At 61.4% G+C, this 20,012-nt stretch carries 17 protein-coding genes; 6 read left to right on the forward strand and 11 right to left on the reverse strand.

All coding sequences use genetic code 11. The features are described 5' to 3' along the window. Positions 1-17 precede the first annotated feature (17 nt). Positions 18-1,229: an argininosuccinate synthase gene (locus KR52_RS02470; RefSeq protein ID WP_038552042.1), complete on the forward strand. Its 1,212-nt coding sequence runs from the start codon at positions 18-20 to the stop codon at positions 1,227-1,229. A gap of 105 nt (positions 1,230-1,334) precedes the next feature. Further along, complete coding sequence (locus KR52_RS14055; RefSeq protein WP_162175601.1) at positions 1,335-1,562, forward strand: hypothetical protein; 228 nt, start codon at positions 1,335-1,337, stop codon at positions 1,560-1,562. Between the two features lie 47 nt (positions 1,563-1,609). On the opposite strand, the gene rpsF is transcribed toward KR52_RS14055, so the two are convergent. The 3 genes from rpsF to KR52_RS02490 form a co-directional block, all read right to left on the reverse strand. Beyond that, on the reverse strand, positions 1,610-1,987 hold the full coding sequence (rpsF, locus tag KR52_RS02480) for a 30S ribosomal protein S6 (protein ID WP_038552048.1): 378 nt from the start codon (positions 1,985-1,987) through the stop codon (positions 1,610-1,612). Between the two features lie 79 nt (positions 1,988-2,066). Next, positions 2,067-2,579 carry a Tic20 family protein gene (locus KR52_RS02485; protein ID WP_256382194.1) on the reverse strand — a complete coding sequence of 171 codons (513 nt, stop codon included), beginning with the start codon at positions 2,577-2,579 and terminating at the stop codon, positions 2,067-2,069. Then, on the reverse strand, positions 2,569-3,438 hold the full coding sequence (locus KR52_RS02490; protein ID WP_038556746.1) for a shikimate dehydrogenase: 870 nt from the start codon (positions 3,436-3,438) through the stop codon (positions 2,569-2,571). The genes KR52_RS02485 and KR52_RS02490 overlap by 11 nt, the downstream gene beginning before the upstream one ends. A 116-nt stretch (positions 3,439-3,554) precedes the next feature. On the opposite strand from KR52_RS02490, the gene dnaK reads away from it, so the two are divergent. Further along, positions 3,555-5,468, forward strand: coding sequence for a molecular chaperone DnaK (gene dnaK, locus KR52_RS02495; protein ID WP_038552053.1), 1,914 nt, complete (start codon positions 3,555-3,557; stop codon positions 5,466-5,468). Between the two features lie 43 nt (positions 5,469-5,511). On the opposite strand, the gene KR52_RS02500 is transcribed toward dnaK, so the two are convergent. Then, positions 5,512-6,564, reverse strand: a complete 1,053-nt coding sequence (locus KR52_RS02500) for an FAD-binding oxidoreductase (RefSeq protein WP_038552056.1) — start codon at positions 6,562-6,564, stop codon at positions 5,512-5,514. Between the two features lie 14 nt (positions 6,565-6,578). Continuing rightward, positions 6,579-7,028 carry a photosystem II protein PsbQ gene (psbQ, locus tag KR52_RS02505; protein ID WP_038552060.1) on the reverse strand — a complete coding sequence of 150 codons (450 nt, stop codon included), beginning with the start codon at positions 7,026-7,028 and terminating at the stop codon, positions 6,579-6,581. Positions 7,029-7,101: 73 nt separating this feature from the next. Between psbQ and purU the strand changes: the two genes are divergently transcribed. Continuing rightward, positions 7,102-7,956, forward strand: coding sequence for a formyltetrahydrofolate deformylase (purU, locus tag KR52_RS02510; protein WP_038556748.1), 855 nt, complete (start codon positions 7,102-7,104; stop codon positions 7,954-7,956). Continuing rightward, positions 7,953-9,230, forward strand: coding sequence for an O-antigen ligase (locus KR52_RS02515; protein ID WP_038552063.1), 1,278 nt, complete (start codon positions 7,953-7,955; stop codon positions 9,228-9,230). The genes purU and KR52_RS02515 overlap by 4 nt, the downstream gene beginning before the upstream one ends. Here the strand turns inward: KR52_RS02515 and KR52_RS02520 are convergent. Genes KR52_RS02520 through acnB form a run of 3 tightly spaced genes read right to left on the reverse strand, consistent with a single transcriptional unit; the run spans position 9,148 to position 14,837 of the window. Beyond that, entirely contained in the window at positions 9,148-10,734 is a 1,587-nt protein-coding gene (locus KR52_RS02520; RefSeq protein ID WP_038552066.1) for a radical SAM protein, read from the reverse strand. The two genes, KR52_RS02515 and KR52_RS02520, sit on opposite strands and share 83 nt — an antisense overlap. 56 nt (positions 10,735-10,790) lie before the next feature. Further along, positions 10,791-12,236 carry a ClC family H(+)/Cl(-) exchange transporter gene (locus KR52_RS02525; protein ID WP_038552069.1) on the reverse strand — a complete coding sequence of 482 codons (1,446 nt, stop codon included), beginning with the start codon at positions 12,234-12,236 and terminating at the stop codon, positions 10,791-10,793. A gap of 18 nt (positions 12,237-12,254) precedes the next feature. After that, on the reverse strand, positions 12,255-14,837 hold the full coding sequence (acnB, locus tag KR52_RS02530) for a bifunctional aconitate hydratase 2/2-methylisocitrate dehydratase (protein ID WP_038552072.1): 2,583 nt from the start codon (positions 14,835-14,837) through the stop codon (positions 12,255-12,257). Between the two features lie 96 nt (positions 14,838-14,933). Here acnB and KR52_RS02535 point away from each other — a divergent pair, with 96 nt between their 5' ends. Next, a complete protein-coding gene (locus tag KR52_RS02535) occupies positions 14,934-16,001 on the forward strand; it encodes a 3-deoxy-7-phosphoheptulonate synthase (protein WP_038552074.1) in 1,068 nt (355 codons plus the stop codon). Between the two features lie 2 nt (positions 16,002-16,003). Here KR52_RS02535 and KR52_RS02540 read toward each other — a convergent pair whose 3' ends face one another. From KR52_RS02540 to ppk1, 3 genes are all read right to left on the reverse strand, one after another. After that, complete coding sequence (locus KR52_RS02540; protein WP_038552076.1) at positions 16,004-16,654, reverse strand: diacylglycerol/polyprenol kinase family protein; 651 nt, start codon at positions 16,652-16,654, stop codon at positions 16,004-16,006. A 5-nt stretch (positions 16,655-16,659) separates the two neighbouring features. Continuing rightward, complete coding sequence (locus KR52_RS02545) at positions 16,660-17,646, reverse strand: RpoD/SigA family RNA polymerase sigma factor (protein WP_038552078.1); 987 nt, start codon at positions 17,644-17,646, stop codon at positions 16,660-16,662. A gap of 203 nt (positions 17,647-17,849) precedes the next feature. Continuing rightward, positions 17,850-19,988 carry a polyphosphate kinase 1 gene (gene ppk1, locus KR52_RS02550; RefSeq protein WP_038552080.1) on the reverse strand — a complete coding sequence of 713 codons (2,139 nt, stop codon included), beginning with the start codon at positions 19,986-19,988 and terminating at the stop codon, positions 17,850-17,852. Positions 19,989-20,012 lie beyond the last annotated feature (24 nt).

A 20,012-nucleotide genomic window follows, 5' to 3' on the forward strand; every position in this document is an offset into this window, starting at 1 on the left:
GATCAGGAGACCCATTGATGGGCCGCGCCAAGAAGGTGGTACTCGCCTATTCCGGGGGAGTGGATACCAGTGTCTGCATCCCGTACCTCAAGCAGGAATGGGGTGTGGAGGACGTGATCACATTTGCCGCCGACCTCGGACAGGGCGACGAGCTTGAACCGATTCGACAGAAGGCGCTGGATGCCGGTGCCAGTCAGTCGCTGGTGGGCGATCTGATCGAACCGTTCATCAAGGATTTCGCTTTTCCGGCGATTCGTGCCAACGCTCTCTACGAAGGCCGTTACCCCCTCTCCACGGCCCTGGCGAGGCCTCTGATCGCCAAGCGCCTGGTGGAAGTGGCTCGGGAGGTGGGTGCCGATGCTGTTGCCCATGGATGCACAGGCAAGGGCAACGACCAAGTGCGTTTCGATGTGGCCATCGCTGCACTGGCCCCGGATCTCAAGGTCCTCACCCCAGCCCGTGAGTGGGGCATGAGCCGTGAGGAGACCATTTCCTACGGCGAACGCTTTGGTCTTCCTGCTCCGGTGAGCAAGAAGTCGCCCTATTCGATCGACCTCAATTTGCTGGGCCGCAGCATCGAGGCGGGACCCCTTGAGGATCCGATGGTGGCTCCGCCGGAAGAGGTGTTTGCGATGACGCGATCGGTGGAGGCGGCTCCCGACGCTTATGAAGAGATCGAGATTGCTTTTGAATCCGGCAATCCTGTGGCGATCAATGGTCAGCAGCTGGACCCTGTGGCGTTGATTCGTGAAGCCAACCGTCTGGCGGGTACCCATGGCATTGGTCGCCTTGACATGATCGAGAACCGGGTGGTGGGCATCAAATCCCGGGAGATCTACGAAACGCCGGGGCTGTTGCTGCTGATCCAGGCCCACCAGGAACTGGAAAGTCTGACGTTGGCCGCCGATGTGCTGCGCAGCAAGCGGCAACTGGAAATGCAGTGGGCCGATCTTGTTTATCAGGGCCTTTGGTTCGGCCCCCTCAAGGATGCTCTTGACGGCTTCATGGACCGCACCCAGACCACTGTCAATGGTGTTGTCCGTCTCCGCTTGCACAAGGGAACGGCCACGGTCACCGGTCGAGGTTCAGCCGACAGCAGCCTCTACGTCCCTGAGATGGCGTCCTATGGCAGTGAGGATCAATTCGATCATCGTGCTGCCGAGGGCTTTATTTATGTCTGGGGTTTGCCCACCCGCCTCTGGTCAGCGTCACATCGCCGTTCAAGCTGAACGTTGCTGCTTCCGCAGGAATCTGGGAAGCCTCAGGGCCGGAAAGCGCACGACGTTGTTCGGTTCTGGGGTCCCAGATAGGGCTGGCTGAGGCCGCTCATTCTGTTGTTGTTCAACCTGGTCAGCCAGCAGTCGATACCGCTCCATCAACGGCTCCAGTCGCTGTTGGAACCGGCGTTCAAAAACTTCAGGCAGTTCGGCCAGAAGGTCTTCATAAGCCTGGATTTCGGCTTCGAGTTCTTTGATTCTGCTCTTCAACAACCGAATCACTTCAACGTCGCCATGACGCTCGTTCCTAATGGTTTCGGCTGCCTGGGGCTGTTTGGGTTGTGAATCCATGGGCGGACGCTATCGCCCGCCCAGAGATCACACAATGCTGATCAGTCAGCTGATGCAGCGGCTTCGGCTTGTTGCTGTTGAGCAGCTTCGCTGCCCGGCATCACCCGAGGTGCGGGAAGGGGGCCTTCCTGTTTCACCGTCAGGTAGCGGATCACGTCCTCACTGAGGCGCATGGCTTTCTCGAGCACCGCAACGTGCTGGCCATCGCCGTTGTGGCTCAGTTGCACGTAGATGCCTCCTTCCTTGTGCTTGGCGATTGGATAGGCGAGACGGCGCTTGCCGCGCATCTGGTTGTCCAGCACATCGGCACCAGCTTCCACGAGCATGTCGCGGTACTTGGTGAGATGGCTTTCGACTTCCTCCTCCGGAATATCCGGACGGAGGATGTACATGGTTTCGTAGTACGGATCGAGCGTCATGGGCAGCTCCTACGGGGCTTCAGGCTCACTGGAGTGAGCGACGGATCCAACACCTTATCCCCTTGCGTGCCCCAGTACTTCAGTAAAGCTGCATGCGTACGGCCTGGCTGATGCCGGGAAGATCCGGTTCGCGCCCGCGCCAGCACTCCACCAGGGCGAACAGAAGAATGGCCAGCACCGCCACCACAATCGTGCTTGAGAGGGTGCTCAGCAGCAGGCTGCCGCCGGCAACCGGTTGGAGCAGGATTCCAAAGGCAAAGCTCAACACCACGATCACAATGTCGGTGAGAAGGGCCTGCAGGGTGTTGAACCGCAGGAAGTAGGGAACATTTGGGTTGCGAACAACCGCCAGAAACAGCACAAAGAACAGCAACAACCCACCGAACGGAACTCCCCGATTCAGTTGGATCAGCGGCACGGCGGGAACGATCAGCAGCCTGAGCAACGGGATCTGGTTGAACACACCGTCAGCCCCGAGGCCGAAGGGAATTGCGTCACTCCAGGGGAGCAGGTAAACCAGCGGTGCGACCAGCCGCTGCCAAAGAGGAATCTGCACGGTGGGGCTAGGGATTGTTGGGACCTTAGGTCGCAAGAGCAGTCGCGGCGGCGCTTCGCATCGTCTCGACAGGAACGTCGTTTTGACCACTCCAGAGCCGCAGCGAGGCAGCGCCCTGGTGCACCAGCATCTCGAGGCCATCGATGCACCGCTGGCCCCGTTGTTGCCCAGCGGTGAGCCAGCTGGTGGGCCTTGGTGTGTAGATCAGGTCGTAGAGAACCGCTTCGGAGCTCAGCCTGGACCAGATTTCGGCCCCCAGTGGCATCGCCTCGGGGTCACCGTGCTGGGCCATGCCCACCGGGGTGGTGTTCACCACGAGAGCCGCTTGAGCGATGGCGTCATTGAGCTGAGCTGCGTTGTCGAGACAGGGCGTCAGGGGGGCCTTGTCCTGCTGCAGAGCAGCGATGAAGGCTTGCAGTGTCTCGCTTCGGCGTCCCACAACGGTGATGCTGCTGAGGTCCAGGGTCTGCAGGCCGGCCACCACCGCCCGCGCCGATCCGCCGCAGCCGATCACCACGGCATGGCGTCCACCCCAGAGTTCCTTGACACCGAGGGGTGCGAGAAAGCCCTCCACGTCTGTGTTGGTGCCGAACCAGCCACCGCCCTCTCCTGGAATCAGGGTGTTGACGGCGCCGAGACGTTGTGCCAGCGCGCTCAGTTCCTCGCAGAGACCCGCGATGGTTTGCTTGTGGGGGATGGTGACATTGAGGCCTTGGCAGCCAACAGCCCTGAGACCCTTCAACACCTGATCAAGACTTTCGCTTTCGCAGGGCAGGGCCAGGTAGCGCCAGTTGAGCCCCATCGATGTGAGGGCTGCGTTCTGCATCACCGGCGACAGCGAGTGCCGTACCGGATGGCCAAGCAGGCCCACAAGGCTGGTGCCGCCGTTGATCATTGCCAGGGCCGGATCGCTCCACCAGCCTGCCTGTTCGGGAACCACACCTCGCCTGTCACCGGGTTCGCTGTGGAGGATGAGTCCATTCAAATCACCATTTCAGGAGGTGGGCACCGATGGGCAAGGTTGTCGGCATTGACCTTGGCACCACGAACAGCTGTGTTTCCGTGATGGAGGGCGGCAAGCCCACCGTGATCGCGAACGCCGAGGGTTTCCGCACGACGCCCTCCGTGGTTGCTTACACCAAGAATCAAGACCAGCTGGTGGGGCAGATCGCCAAACGCCAGGCGGTGATGAACCCGGACAACACTTTTTATTCGGTCAAGCGTTTCATCGGTCGTCGGGTTGATGAGGTGAATGAGGAGTCGAAGGAGGTGAGCTACGGCGTTGAGAAGGCCGGCTCCAACGTGAAGGTGAAGTGCCCGGTTCTCGAAAAGCAATTCGCGCCTGAAGAGGTTTCCGCCCAGGTGCTGCGCAAGTTGGCCGAGGATGCTGGTAAGTACCTCGGTGAAACCGTCAGCCAGGCGGTGATCACCGTTCCGGCCTACTTCAACGACTCCCAGCGCCAGGCCACCAAGGACGCCGGCAAGATCGCTGGTCTTGAGGTGCTGCGCATCATCAACGAGCCCACCGCTGCGGCTCTGGCCTATGGCCTCGACAAGAAGAGCAACGAGCGCATCCTGGTCTTCGACCTGGGCGGCGGCACCTTCGACGTCTCCGTCCTGGAAGTTGGCGACGGCGTGTTTGAGGTGTTGTCCACCGCTGGTGACACGCACCTCGGCGGTGACGACTTCGACAAGGTGATCGTTGATCACCTGGCCGAGACCTTTAAATCCAATGAAGGCATCGATCTGCGTCAGGACAAGCAGGCCCTGCAGCGCCTCACCGAAGCCGCTGAAAAAGCCAAGGTTGAACTGTCCAACGCCACCCAGAGCGAGATCAATCTGCCGTTCATCACGGCCACGCCTGAGGGTCCCAAGCACCTGGATCTCACCCTCACCCGCGCCAAATTCGAGGAACTGGCCTCGAAGCTGATCGACCGCTGCGCCATGCCTGTGGAGCAAGCGCTCAAGGACGCCAAGCTCTCCTCCGGCGAGCTGGACGAGATCGTGATGGTGGGTGGTTCCACCCGCATCCCGGCCGTGCTCGAACTGGTCAAGCGCATCACCGGCAAAGACCCCAACCAGACCGTGAACCCCGATGAGGTGGTCGCTGTTGGTGCTGCTATTCAGGGCGGTGTGCTGGCCGGCGAGGTGAAGGACATCCTTCTTCTCGACGTCACGCCCCTCTCACTGGGTGTGGAGACCCTCGGCGGTGTGATGACCAAGATGATCACCCGCAACACCACGGTTCCCACCAAGAAAACCGAGACCTACTCCACGGCTGTGGATGGTCAGACCAATGTGGAAATTCACGTGCTCCAGGGTGAGCGCGAGATGGCGTCCGACAACAAATCGCTTGGAACCTTCCGTCTCGATGGCATTCCTCCGGCTCCCCGGGGCGTGCCTCAGATCGAAGTGATCTTCGACATCGACGCCAACGGCATCCTCAGCGTCACCGCCAAGGACAAGGGCAGCGGCAAGGAGCAGTCCATCTCGATCACCGGTGCCTCGACCCTCTCGGATTCTGAGGTCGACAAGATGGTCAAGGACGCTGAGGCAAACGCCAGCGCTGACAAGGAGAAGCGCGAGAAGATCGACCTCAAGAACCAGGCCGAAACCCTCGTCTACCAGGCTGAAAAGCAGATGGGCGAACTGGGGGACAAGGTCGATGCTGACGCCAAGGCGAAGTTGGAGGAGAAGCGCCTCAAGCTCAAGGAAGCCACCGAGAAGGATGATTACGACGCCATGAAGACCCTGCTGGAGGAACTGCAGCAGGAGCTCTACACCGTGGGAGCCTCCGTCTACCAGCAGGACGGGGCTGCAGCAGGTGCTGGTGCGCCTGGTGCTGACGCCGGTGCTGGTGCCAACCCCGGTGGTGGCGATGCCAGTGACGACGTCATCGACGCGGAGTTCACCGAGACCAAGTGATCGGTTGGTTCACCAACGCGTTAGGGCCCTGCGGGGCCCTTTTTTATGCCTGCTCAGCGGCAGCGGCGACCCACTCGGCGGTGCCAGGCGTGAGCAGAACGCCGTTGCGGTAGTGCCCACTGGCAAGGATCAACCCTGGTTCCAGCTCCTCCAGCAGAGGGGCCGGGCGATCCACGGGCCGAGCTCGCAGGCCACTCCAATGGCCAACCACCGTGGCTGAGCGCAGCCATTCCGGTGCCCGCTCATTCAGGTTGCGCATCAGGGTCAGAGGATCCTCCGAAGCGCGATCGCCCGGTTCCACGGTGGCCCCAAGCAGCAACTGCCCGGGTGCGGTTGGAATCAGGTTGAAGCCCTGATCCACCAGCACTGAGGGCCAGTTGCTCCACGTTGTCGGACCCGTTGTCAGTTCCAGTGACAGGGCCTGGCCCAACACCGGTGTCATCGCTCGGGCCTGGCCCAGCGGTTCCAGCAAGGCGTCTGTGTTCAGGGCTGTGGAGAGCACCACAAGGTTGTGATCGGAGCTGTCTCCATCGGCGCGATGCACACACCAGTGGTTGTCGTTGCGCTCCAGGCGGATCACTGCCGTGGCATTCAGCTCCACGCTTTGCCCTGTCAACGCCTGTCGCAGGGCCAGTTGCAGCAGCAGTGGATCCACGCGACCGTCGTGGCGCGAGTGGAGACCGCCGTGGCTGGCCGTCGGCCAGACCGCTGCCAAGTTGGCGTTGGTGACCATCTGAAGGCCCAGGTCAACGCGCTGGGCGGCCAGCGACTCCATTCGCTCAGCCGCTCGTTCGTCCTCGGCGATTTGCAGCAGGCCTGGATGGAGCTTGAGGTCAGGCTGGTGAGCCTGCAGCGTTTCGATCCATTGCGGCCAGAGCTCCATGCTCCGGCGGCGAAGCCTCCAGCCCCGCCCGCTGCTGCGACGAAACACGTGGCCCATCAGCACCCCGAGGGATGCCGATGTTCCACTCAAATCATTTGCTGATCCCTTGCGATCAACGGACTGGTTCAGGCGAGGGTCGTAAACAGAAACAGCATGCCCTTGTTGGGCCAGATGCCAGGCGGTGCCAAGGCCGATGGCCCCGGCACCAATCACTCCAACGGAGCGGGTCAGCTGAAGGCCTCAGCAGGGATCAAATCGCTGTAAGCGTCAAATCCGGCTGCCACCGCGCTGTACGACTTCTGCATGCGGCTGAAATCTTGCAGGCGTGCGGCTTCATCCAGATCGGCCATGGCTTCCTTCAAGGAGCGAGCAACCTTGTCGGCCTTCTTGCGGTCGCTCTTGTCGAGGCGCTGGTTGATGTACAGCATTTCCCGTCCCACTTCCTGCATCGGCCCATGGATCAGGTTGCGGGTGAAGGTCCAGTCCTTGGCGCTCACCAGCCGAGCCAGCTCCGGCAAGCGGGACTTGGTGGCCTCGAAGGCGGAAGCTTGACGTTTGATCACAGACAGGTCTTCCGCTTTGACGCCTGCCGCCTGAACATGACTTGGGCTAACAAGGCCCAGGCCGATGGTGATGCAGAGGCAGAACGCAGCCAGGCGTCTCAGAGCCTTCAGCATGGTGATCAAAAAATTTTCAGCGACTTTAACCAGCCCCTTCAGCGCGGGAGAATTTGTTTTTCAAAGCGTTGTCGTGAGTGACGCAACGGTCATCCTTCAGATGATCTGCCCTGATCGCCCGGGCTTGGTCAGCGCATTGGCAGGTTGGGTGGCCGCCAATGGCGGGAGCATTCGCCATGCCGATCACCACACCGACGCCGGAGCGGGGCTGTTTCTCAGCCGTATCGAATGGCAGCTCAAGGGGTTCGGCATTCCCAGGGATGCCTTGCCTGAGGCCGCTCAGGCTCTGGGCGAGCGGCTTGGTGGTGAAGTGCAGCTTCATTTCTCAGATGCGCTCCCCCGTGTGGCGATCTTCGCCAGCAAGCAGAGCCACTGCCTGCAGGATCTGCTCTGGCGTGTTCAAAGTGGTGAGTTACCGATGCAGGTTCCCCTGGTCATCGCCAACCATCCGGACTTGGAACCGCTGTGTGCATCGTTCGAAATTCCCTTCGTTTGTGTGCCTGTCAGGAAAGACGCCAAGGAGGAAGCCGAGCAGCACATGTTGCAGCTGCTTGAGGAGAACGCCGTTGAACTCGCAGTTTTGGCCAAGTACATGCAAGTGCTCAGTGCTGATTTCCTCGAGCGATTTCCGCAGGTGATCAACATTCATCATTCCTTTCTGCCTGCGTTCAAGGGTGCTCAGCCTTATCACCGGGCCTGGGACCGTGGGGTCAAGCTCATCGGCGCCACAGCGCACTACGTGACTGAGGATCTGGATGACGGCCCGATCATTGAGCAAACCACGGTTCCCGTCAGCCACCGCGATGAGGTGGAGGATCTGATTCGCAAGGGTCGTGACACCGAACGTCTTGCTCTGGCCCGGGCTCTTCGCCTGCATCTGCGCCGTCAGGTGATGGTGTATCGCGGTCGTACAGCTGTTTTTGCATGACGTCTCATCGCGGTCATCAGGCATTCCAGCTCGGCCTGTTTCTGCTTCCCTCCAGTGCTCTTCTCTCGGGTATTTGCCTGTTGGTGGCCTGTGTCAGGGGTAGTCGGGGTCGGGATTGGCCTTTTTGGCAGGACCGCTGGACGCAGCCGTTCCTGGTCGCTGCCCTGTTGATGTTGGTGGGGGCGCTGGGGGCGGAAACGGGGTCTCTGGCCTGGGCAGGGTTGGCCAATTGGTTGCCGTTGTTCTGGGCTTTCTGGGCTTTTCAGCCCTATCTCGCCAGCGAACAGCAGCGCCGTCAGGCGGCTTGGATGCTGGTGGCCGGAACCTTGCCCGTGCTGCTCACTGGGCTGGGGCAAATGTTTCTGGGTTGGCAGGGGCCCTGGCAACTCGGAGGCGGCGCCATCATCTGGTTCGTCGCCCCGGGTGGCCAGCCTCAGGGTCGACTTTCAGCCCTGTTTGATTACGCCAACATCGCAGGTGCCTGGCTCGGGGTGGTTTGGCCCTTGATGCTGGCGGCTGTGCTGCGACCGGATGGTTGGTGGCGGCGTGGTGCTGCTCTGGTGCTCACGCTTTCAACGGTTCTGGCCATCGTGCTCACCCAGTCGCGCAATGCCATGGGAGGCCTTGCCCTGGCGATTCCCTTTGTCCTGGGGCCGATGCAGTGGTTCTGGTTGCTTCCCCTGCTGGTGCTGTTAGCCGCTCCGTTTGTGTTCGTGGTGCTGCCTGGTGTGCCTTCCGGATTGCGCCAACTGGCGATGGCTCTGGTGCCTGAGCCGATCCTTGAGCGGCTTCTGGAGCAGGGCGGGCCCACCGCCTGGAAACACACCCGCCTGGGGCAATGGGGGTATGCCTTGGAGTTGGTTGCGTCCCGTCCCTGGCTGGGCTGGGGGGCAGCTGCCTTCAGCGTGCTGTACCCGATCTATGCGGCCAAGCGTTGGCATGGCCATTCCCACAATCTCCCCCTGGAACTCGCGATCAGCCACGGCCTTCCGGTGATGATGTTGATTGTCGGAACGGTGCTGCTTCTGCTGGCGTTGGCCCTGCGTCGGGGAATGCTGCAGAAAGCGCCCATGGAGCGGGCCTGGTGGACTGCCACGCTTGTGTTGGTGGTGATGCATGCCACCGACCTGCCCTTTTTTGACAGTCGCCTCAACATTCTCGGTTGGACACTGTTGGCAGGTTTGGCCGCCTTCAACCAGGAGGTTGGGCCGATTCCACACCCAAGGCCTGATCGTGATGGTCCCGCAGCATCGTCGGAGCCAGGGGCCCCCTGAGGTGGGTCCAGGGGAGGGTCGTTGAGGCTTCCCATGCTTCGTGGATCACCGCGCTCCAAGGTGGTGGTGATGGCAAGTTCGGCCCTGGCATTGGCTGGAGCTCACCGTTGAGGGCAGCCCGGTAGGTCTTTTTCCAGCCGCCCATGCTTTCGCGGCCCTCGCCAACGGCCGCGATCACCGGTGCCAGGCGACGGTCGCTGCGGGAGAGCAGGGCCTGTATCACGCTCCAGCCATAGCTCTCCGGGCGGAACTCGATTCCCTTCGGTTTCAAACGCTTGGCCAGACGTTTGAGGCGCTTCTCTGCTTCCGGTCGAACCCCCTGCCATTGGAATGGGGTTTGGGCTTTGGGCACAAAGGTGCTCACCCCCAGGGTGAAGCGCAGTCCGGCGGTCCCTTTCTTGAGCGCCAGCAGAAGATCCGCCGTCGCTTCGACGTCTTCATCCGATTCCGTCGGCAGGCCCACCATCCCGTAGAGCTTGAGACCCGAAAGGCCGCCCTGTTTGGCGTGGCGAGCCGCTTCATGGATGGCCTCCGTGGTGAGTTTCTTGTTCACCACCTCGCGCATCCGCTCACTGCCACTTTCGATGGCGATGGTGAGCGAGCGGCTGCCCCGTTTGGCCAGGATCCGACCCAAATCAGGGGTCACGGTGGCGGCCCTCACCGAGCTCACGCTGACGCGGGTGCCATCGAAACGGTCCTGATCCAGCCAGTGCAGCAGGTCGGCGAACTGGGGATGCTGGGTGACGGAGGCCCCCAAAAGGCCCAGGCGTTTGGTGGCCTGAAGACCTTTCTCCACGGCCGGGATCAGGCCGTTATCCAACGATGGGGTGCGGAACGGCAGCGTCAGGTAGCTGGCCAGACAGAACCTGCACAGTTCAGGACAACTGCGCACCACTTCCACCATATGGATGTCGGGCCAAGCGGCTTCGGGGGTGACCACCGTTGAGTGACTGAGGGTGTTGCCCCGCCAGGTCTGTTTTTCGACCAGGGCCGGCACTGCTGGATCGATCGGTTCCACCGCAATCAGTTCCCCATCGGAGTCGTATCGCGGGGCGTATAGCGCCGGCACGTACACCCCCGGCACCTGCGCAAGCTGTCGGAGACGCTCCGCTCGGGGTGCCTGTCGGCAACTCTGCAGGGCATCGATGAAGGCGGGCAGCAGCAGTTCGCCATCCCCGAGCAGCACGGCATCAAAAAACGGCGCCAGGGGTTCCGGATTGGCCGTGAGCACCGGTCCGCCGCCGAACACGATCGGATCTTCATCTCCCCGCTCCAGGGCCCAGACCGGAATGCGCTGGTTCTGCAGCAGCACCGGCAGCACCGGTCCATCCAGTTCCCAGCTCAGGGAGAGCCCGAACAGATCGATGTGGCGTGGCATGGCATCACCCTGATCGGTGAACAGCCGGCGGACGTCCACATCCGATCGCTGCGCAAGGGTCGCCCAGACGATCTGATAGCCCAGGCTGGTGATCCCTACGGAATAGGTGCTGGGAAAGGCCAGCACGGCCTTCAGGGCCTCAGGGTCCGGTGTGGCCGGATCGAAGAGCAGCGTTTCCTGGTTCAGCTGAGGTCTCCTGTTGGTCCTGATGGAGGGGTTGGTGGGCTGAATGGACGTCGATAGCGGTTGAGTTTCATCGTCATCCGATCTTCAGAGTCGAGCTCCATGCCCATCTGACGTTCGTAGATCGAGTGGGGATGGAACAGTCGGGCGACAACGAAGCTGGTGAGGCAGGCCACCAGGATCGGTTTGAGGATGAGCAGATCCTTGGTGAGCGCAAACGCCAGGAACATCGCTGAGATCGGGGTGCGGGAACAGCCGGCAACGAAGGCGCCCATACCCGCAAACACATAGGTGGTGGGCACATGGCCGGTGAGGGCCTCAACGCCACTGCCACCGGCCAAACCAATGGCCCCTCCCAGCGTCAGCATCGGCATAAACAATCCTCCCGGTGCTCCTGAGCCGGCCGCCAGACCGGTGCTGAAGAACAGGACCACAAAGCTGGCCAGGGCCAGGCTGATGTCGGCCTTGCCGGCTCCGATCAGGTGCTTCAGCTCGCTGGGGTTATGGAAGGCATCGGGCAGGGCTGCATAGACGCAGCCCAACACGAGTCCGCTCAGGGTCATGCGCAGGATCAGACGGTCACCGAACCAACGGTTGCCCTGCCGCTGCATGGTGAGCACGTAGCGGGTATAGAGCTCGGCCAGAACGCCGATCACCACGCCGAGAGCGATCAGGTACAGCAGATCCACAGGCAGGAAGCGCACCAGGGGGGTGTACTCCCGTTCCAGTTGAAATCCGATGGTGCTGTTGAGCCCGCCGCCCCCGGGGTTGAGGCCTAGAAAGCCGAGCACATCCGCAAGAGTGTCGGCCGAGAAGGTGGTGATGATCACCAGTAGCAGCACCACGGGCCTGGCGGAGTGGAGCAGCTCCTCGATCGCGTAGATGAATCCACCGATGGGAGCACTGAACACGGAGGCAATACCGGCACCGCCACCGGCGGCCACAATCACCCGGCGAAAGGCCACCGGTGCCCGCAGCCAGCGGGACATCTGCCAGGCCACGGAGCCGCCCATCTGAACGGCGGGGCCTTCCGGGCCGAGGGGGAAACCCGAGCCGATGGCAATGATGCCGGCCACCAGTTTCACCAGGCCAACCCGAAGCCCCATCGGAACTGACCGGTGGCGCAGAAAGCCCATGATGTGGGTGATCCCCGCTCCGCCAGCGGCCGGAGACAGGTTGGTGATCAACCAGGCCGAGACCATGCCGCCGATGGCGCCGAGGGCGGGGAGCACCACCCAGGCTGGAAATTCATCGAGCAGGTCGAGCCGCCAATCCCGCAGCAGGTTGATGCCGCTGGTGAACAGCAGGCCGGTGATGGCAGCCCCAAGGCCCGTGAGCGCCAGAGCCAGAACCACCACCAGCCAGCGGCGTTCCAACAAACTCCTGATGCTCCGGCTGGAGCCCAGGAGGTGGCGTCGTTGTTTGGGTTCGCTCAGGGATTGCACAGATGAGGTGATCCGGGATCAGGCCTGAGCCAGAACGGTGGCTTCGTCGTCAGCACTGACCACGCGCCCCTGGTCTTCAAAGCCGCTGATCTGATCAAAGTTCAGGTAGCGGTAGAGCTCGTCGGAGAGGGGATCGATCTTCTCGGCCGCAATGCTGCGGTATTCCTCCGGGGTGGGAATGCGTCCCAGCCGGGCGCAGACGGCGGCCAGTTCGGCGCTGCCCAGGTACACCTGAGCACCCTTGCCCAGGCGGTTGTTGAAGTTGCGGGTGCTGGTGGAGAACACGGTGGTGTTGTCCTCCACGCGGGCCTGGTTGCCCATGCAGAGGGAGCAACCCGGCATCTCCATGCGGGACCCGGCGGCCTCGAAGGTGGCGTAGTAGCCCTCCTCCTTCAGGGTCTCTTCGTCCATCCGCGTTGGCGGGCAGACCCAGAGGCGCGCCGCGTTCTGGCCGGCGCCTTCCAGCACCTTGGCCGCGGCGCGGTAGTGGCCGATGTTGGTCATGCAGGAGCCGATGAACACCTCCTGCACCGGGTCACCAGCCACCTCGCTGAGCAACTTCACGTTGTCGGGATCGTTGGGGCAGGCCACCACCGGTTCGGTGAGCTCGTCGAGGTTGATCTCCAGCACTTCCGCGTACTCCGCGTCTGCGTCAGCACTCATCAGCTGGGGATTCGCCAGCCAGGCCTCCATCTCCTTGATCCTGCGGGCAAGGGTGCGGGCGTCGCTGTAGCCGCGGGCGATCATGTTTTTGAGCAGCGCCACGTTGCTGCGCAGGTATTCGCTCACCGTCTCTTCGGAGAGCTTGATCGTGCAGCCGGCGCAGGAGCGTTCGGCGCTGGCATCGGTGAGTTCGAAGGCCTGTTCCAGCTTCAGGTCGGGCAGACCTTCGATCTCCATGATCCGGCCGTTGAACAGGTTCTTCTTGTTGGCCTTTTCAACGGTGAGCAGTCCCCGCTGAATGGCCACCCAGGGGATGGCGTTCACCACGTCCCGGAGCGTGACGCCCGGTTGCAGGGATCCGCTGAAGCGCACCAGCACCGATTCCGGCATGTCCAGTGGCATGGCGCCGATGGCGGCCGCAAAGGCCACCACCCCAGAGCCGCCGGGGAAGGAGATGCCGAGGGGGAAGCGGGTGTGGCTGTCGCCGCCGGTGCCGACGGTGTCGGGCAGAAGCATCCGGTTCAGCCAGCTGTGGATGATGCCGTCACCGGGTCGAAGGGCCACGCCACCGCGCTGGGCGAAGAAATCGGGCAGGTCTTTCTGGGTCTGTAGATCCACCGGCTTCGGATAGGCGGCGGTGTGGCAGAAGCTCTGCATCACCAGGTCGGAGGAGAAGCCCAGGCAGGCCAGTTCCTTCATTTCGTCCCGCGTCATCGGGCCGGTGGTGTCCTGGGAGCCGACGGTGGTCATCAGCGGTTCGCAGCTGGTGCCGGGTCGGACGCCGGCGAGACCGCAGGCCTTGCCCACCATCTTCTGCGCCAGGGTGAAGCCCTTGCCGGTGTCTGCCGGGGCTGAGGGGCGGATGAACAGCTCCGAAGGGCTGAGGCCCAGCTTGGCGCGCACCTTGTCTGTGAGGGCGCGACCGATCATCAGGGGGATGCGACCGCCGGCCCGCACCTCGTCGCTGATCGTGGTGGGCTTCAGCTCGAACCGACTCACCACCTTGCCGTCCCGTTCGATCGTGCCGGCGTTGGGGCGAATGGTGATCACATCACCGGTGTTCAGGTCGGTGACATCGCATTCGATCGGCAGGGCACCGGAGTCTTCAGCGGTGTTGAAAAAGATCGGGGCGATCTTGCCGCCAAGGATGACGCCGCCGGCCCGTTTGTTGGGCACATGGGGAATGTCATTGCCGGTGTGCCAGAGCACCGAATTGATGGCGCTCTTGCGGGAGCTCCCGGTCCCCACCACATCACCGACGTAGGCCACGGGATGGCCTTTTTCTTTGAGGCTCGCGATGGTCTTCAGGCCTTCTGGATCGCGGGTCTCGAGCATCGCCAGGGCATGGACGGGGATGTCCGGCCGGGTGGTGGCGTGGGTGGCCGGCGAAAGATCGTCCGTGTTGGTTTCGCCTTCAACCTTGAACACCGTCACGGTGATGCTGTCGGCCAGTTCGGGCTTGGCGGTGAACCACTCGGCTCCAGCCCAGCTGTCCACAACTTGCTTGGCAAAGCGGTTGTCCGCCGCCAGATCCATCACTTCGTTGAACGCGTCGTAGACGAGCAGCGTTCGGCTGAGTCCCTCAGCAGCACAGCCAGCCAGCGCAGCGTCGGCGTGCTTCAGCAGCTCGATCAGAGCGGCGACGTTGTATCCCCCCACCATCGTTCCCAGCAGGCGGGTGGCCTCCAGTGGTGACACCAGGGGGCTCTTGGCGTCTCCCTGAGCCACCGCACTGAGCCAGGTGGCCTTCACGTAAGCCGCTTCATCCACGCCCGGGGGGATCCGTTCGCTGAGCAGGTGCAGCAGGAACTCCTCCTCGCCGGCGGGAGGGTTCTGCAGCAGCTCGGTCAGTCCCTGGGTCTGCTCGGCGTTGAGCGGAAGAGCGGGAACGCCCTGGGCTTCCCGGGCGGCGGCCAGCTCGCGGTAAGCGCTCAGCATGGAGATCTCTGTTCAGGGACGATCACCATTCTTCCGGACCGTGTCTGTTGACAGTGAGCGGGGTGCGTAGCCTTGGTCGGAGTCTCGCGTCCAGTCATGGCCACCACCTCCGATTTGCATGTGGTGGAGACACGTCCCCTGGTTGCCCCTGCTGTGCTGCATCAGGACCTGCCCATGGATACGGCGGCGCTGGAAACGGTGGCGTCGGCTCGCCAGCGCATCCAGGACATTCTCAGTGGCTGTGATCAGCGCTTGCTGGTGGTGGTGGGCCCCTGCTCCGTCCACGACGTCAAAGCAGCCCGCGAGTATGCCCAGCGCCTGGCACCGACCCGTGAGCGCTTGAAGGATCAGTTGGAGGTGGTGATGCGGGTGTATTTCGAGAAGCCGCGGACCACGGTCGGTTGGAAGGGGCTGATCAACGACCCCCATCTTGACGACTCTTACGACATCAACACCGGTTTGCGTCGGGCCCGGGGATTGCTCCTGGATCTTGCCCGTGAGGGGATGCCCACTGCAACGGAACTTCTTGATCCTGTGGTTCCGCAGTACATCGCCGACTTGATCAGCTGGACCGCAATCGGCGCCAGGACGACGGAAAGTCAGACTCACCGGGAAATGGCATCAGGGCTGTCGATGCCGATTGGCTACAAGAACAGCACCAACGGCAGCGCCACCATTGCGATCAATGCCATGCAGGCGGCCGCGAAGCCGCATCACTTCCTCGGCATCAATCGCGAGGGTCATGCATCGATCGTCAGCACCACGGGCAATCCCTACGGCCACCTCGTGCTGCGTGGTGGCAGCCAAGGCAGCAACTACCACTTGGAAGCTGTGCAGGAGGCCGCAGCCGAGTTGAGCCAGGCCGGTCTGGCGGATCGTCTCATGGTGGATTGCAGCCATGCCAACAGCAACAAGGACTTCCGCCGACAGGCGGAGGTGCTGGCCAGCGTTGCTGACCAGTTGCGGGGGGGCTCCAATCACGTGATGGGCGTGATGATTGAGAGCCATCTGGTGGAAGGCAACCAGAAGCTGAGCGCCGACCTGACGCAGTTGACGTATGGCCAGAGCGTCACGGATGCCTGCATCAGTCTCGAAACCACCGAAACCTTGCTGGATGATCTGGCCGCGGCCGTTGCCAGTCGCAAGCAGACGGTCACCGCTTGAGGTCAGACCACCAGTTGACTCCACAGCACCCCAACGCTCAGGGGAACGCTGAGGTTGTCGAGACCGCCCCAGCTGAGTTGTTCCAGCCCGGTTGCCATGGCCACCATGCCAAGGGCTGCCGGCAGAGATAGGTCAGCCCCAGACCATCCCGCCAGGCCGATCAGCACCAGGCTTGAAACAATGGCCATGGTCATCGTGCCGACGGTTGACTTGGTTTGACCAAAGAGAACCCACTTGGGGGAGTCGACGTTGCGGCCGATCAACCCTGCAAGGCCATCTCCCAGGGCCATCACGAGAACACCGGCGGACACCGCATCGGCTCGGGTTGGCCAGAACAGCAGAAGCAGCGTTGTGATCGTGATGCCATAGGCGATGGTGCCGTAGCTGTTGCGATCAACATCTTCAACGGCGGGGATGAAGCGCCATTGGTGGTTCATCGTCGTCAGAACGGTGATCACCGCTGCAACAGGCAGGGCAACGACAAAAGGAATGTGAAAGAACCAGGCCAAAGGAACAACGGCTCCAGTTCCGATATGAACAATCTTTCGGCTGAGTTCCCGTTGGTTCGGCCGAAGCCGACGACACAACACGGCGGCCGCTATCACCATCACCATCCAGAGGAGGATGGCGACGGTTCCGGTCAAGGAAAGCAAGTGGCTTAAGCGGCTTGTTGGTGGTTGGTCATGGCGCGCAGCTTGAGAATCGCTTTGGCCTCGAGCTGTCGGACGCGTTCACGGGACACATTGATCTGACGACCGATCTCCGCAAGGGTCAGAGGCTCCTCCCCGCCAAGACCGAACCGCAACTTCAGAATCTTCTGCTCGCGCTCATTCAGCTGAGACAGCCAGCCGCCCAGATGTTCCTTCTGGATGCTGCGATCCATCCCTTCCATCGGTTCTTCACCGTTGGGGTCAGGAATCAGTTCGCCCAAGGTGCTGCGATCCTCCTCGCCACGGGCATGGGCATCCAGTGATGCACAGGGCGCGCTCTGGGAAATCAGATCCTCCAGTTCCCGGGGTTCGATACCCATTGCACTTGCCAACTCCAGCCGATTCGGTTGACGGCCGAAGCGGTGCGACAGCTCCCTGGAGATGCGGCGCATCTTGGAGAGCTTTTCGCTGATGTGGATCGGCAGGCGAATGGTGCGGGCGCTGTTGTCGATGGCCCGCGTCATGCCTTGGCGAATCCACCAATAGGCATAGGTGGAAAATTTGTAGCCCATGGCCGGGTCGAACTTGTCGACCGCTCGTTCCAGGCCGATGGCACCTTCCTGAACCAGATCGAGCAGCTCCAAGCCCTGGTTCTGGTATTTCTTCGCCACGCTCACCACGAGGCGGAGGTTGGCGGCCATCATCCGGTCGCGGGCTCGTTTGCCCATGCGGATCTTGTGGCGATGCCGGGAGGTCAGCTCCTCTTCCGGTAGCTCCTGAAGTTGCTTCATCGCTTGCACATGGTGTGCAAGTTCAATCTCTTCAGCTGCCGTCAGCAGGGGAATGCGTCCGATACTGCTCAGATAAAAACCAATGGAGTCGGTGGCAAGCCGCCCTGCTTGTCGAGTCGATGGTCGACGTCCAGTGGACGGCAACGCAGGTTCCTTCCGAGACGACCGTTGTGTCGTGCCGGAAGATTCCAGAGGGATCCCCATCACCCTGGTCTCCTGAATGAATTTGGGCTGAACTTAGCACCAGGCAACTGTGTTGACTGTTTCGAATCGAAAGAATTTCAGGAGCTGAATCTTTGGGTTTTCACAACAACTGATTTGACTGAGATCGTGAAAGCTTCAAGTTTGTTTTTGAAGGAATGTTGTAGTGGATGTCACAGACGCAGGACACTTTGAAATCCAAAGAATTATTTGAATTGGATGCCGTTGCTCCATTCCTTGATCAACTGAATCTGGGAATTGCGTTCTGGGTTTTCCCTGTCTGGTTTGCGCTGCACAAAAGTGCCGTCGCTCTGCATATCCCAGGCGCTGTGGTTGTCATTCAGGTAGAGCTGCAGCAGCCGTTCCAGTTTCTGGCGATGGTCGGGGTCTTCGATCGGTGTGACCGCTTCAATGCGGCGATCGAGGTTGCGGCTCATCCAGTCGGCACTGCCGATGTAAACCTCTGGAGAGCCGCCGTTGGCAAAGGAAAAGATCCTTGAGTGTTCCAGGAACGGACCGATGATGCTGATCACCCGAATGTTTTCACTCAGTTCTTCCCGGCCGGGATAGAGGCTGCACATGCCGCGAATGATCAATTCGATCGTCACTCCGGCTTGGGACGCTTCATAAAGAAGCGCAATGATCGTTGGGTCCACCAGGGAATTCATCTTGGCTCGGATCACGGCCTCGCGGCCCTGCTGGGCATGTTCAATTTCGCGGCGGATCAACAGCTCCATGCCTTTCCGCAGGGTGACGGGGGCCACGAGCAGGCGACGAAAACTTTGCTGCTTTGAAAAACCGGTGAGGTAATTGAACAGTTCCACCAGGTCTTGCCCCAGTTGCTTGTTGGCGGTGAGCAGGCCCAGGTCGGTGTAGAGCTTGGAGGTTTTGGAGTTGTAGTTGCCCGTGCCGATGTGCACATAACTCTGAAGCTTGTCCTTCTCCTTGCGCACCACCAGAACAATCTTGGTGTGGGTTTTCAGTCCCAGCACCCCGTAGACCACATGCACTCCGGACTGCTCCAGGTGCCGGGCCCACTGAATGTTGTTGTCTTCGTCAAATCGCGCTTTCAATTCCACCAGTGCCATCACCTGCTTGCCGTTTTCTGCGGCGCGGATCAGTGCAGCGATGATTGGTGAGTCTTTGGAGGTGCGGTAGAGCGTCATTTTGATGCCCATCACCTGCGGATCGTCCGCTGCCTGATTGATGAACTCTTCGACGGTTGTGGAGAACAGCTCGTAGGGATGGTGCAGGAGGATGTCCTGACGACGAATCACCGAGAAGATTGATTCGAATTCATCCGCTTTGATCGCTCCCTCCTCTACCAGGTGCTGCTGACTGCGGGCAAGTACCGCCGGGGTCTGCCCTCCGTGGCTCCGGCTTTTGAGCTTTGGCAGCGGTAGAGCCGTCAGGCCGAAGAGGTCGTCCAGGCCCAGGGGGCCATCGATCACGTAGAGGTCCTCCTCTTCCACGCTCAGGCCCGTCATCAGCATCTCCACCACTTCTTCCGGCATCTCGTTGGGGACTTCGAGGCGCACCACCTCACCGCCCATGCGTCGTTTGCGCAGCCCCTGTTCCAAGGCCAGCATCAGGTCATCGGCTTCCAGATCCCTCAGCTCCAGATCTGCATCCCGCGTCACGCGGAAGAAGTAGTGCCCTTCGATCGTCATGCCAGGGAACAGCACCTCGAGGTTGAAGGCGATCACCTGCTCGAGCGCGATGGCGGTGTGAAGGGGTTTGTGCTCCGTTCCGTTCAGGTCTGACGGGATGGTGATGAAGCGGGAAAGATTCTTCTGCGGAACTTTGACCCTTGCAAATTGACGTTGCCCCGTTTCTGGATCGACAACCACGGCTGCGACGTTCAGGCTGAGGTTGCTGACGAAGGGGAACGGATGAGCCGGGTCCACCGCTAGGGGTGTCAGCACCGGGAATACCGACGTCTGGAAGGTGTTGTCAACCCAGTGGCGTTGGTCGTCGTTCAGCTGTTTGTAATCGAGCAGAGCAACGTTGTGCTCGAGCAGCTTCGGCCTCAAATGTTGGCGGTAATGAACCTGTTGCTTTCGCAGCAGGGGAATCAGGCGCTCTCGGATCGCCAGCAGCTGCTCCAGGGGCGATTTGCCATCCTCACTCGGTTTGCTGACGCCTGCTTCCACTTGAGACTTCAGCGACGCCACGCGAACCATGAAGAATTCATCGAGGTTGTTGCTGAAGATGGCGCTGAATTTGGCTTGATCGAGCAGGGGTGTGCGCGGATCAAGGGCCTGGGCTAAAACCCTCTCGTTGAAGGCGATCCAGCTCAGCTCCCGGTTGATGTAGTGCTCCGGGGCAAGGGCTGCTGCGCACATGGGCTGAACGGCTCGGCGTTCGTG

The sequence above is a fragment of the Synechococcus sp. KORDI-52 genome (assembly GCF_000737595.1).
Classification (GTDB): domain Bacteria; phylum Cyanobacteriota; class Cyanobacteriia; order PCC-6307; family Cyanobiaceae; genus Parasynechococcus.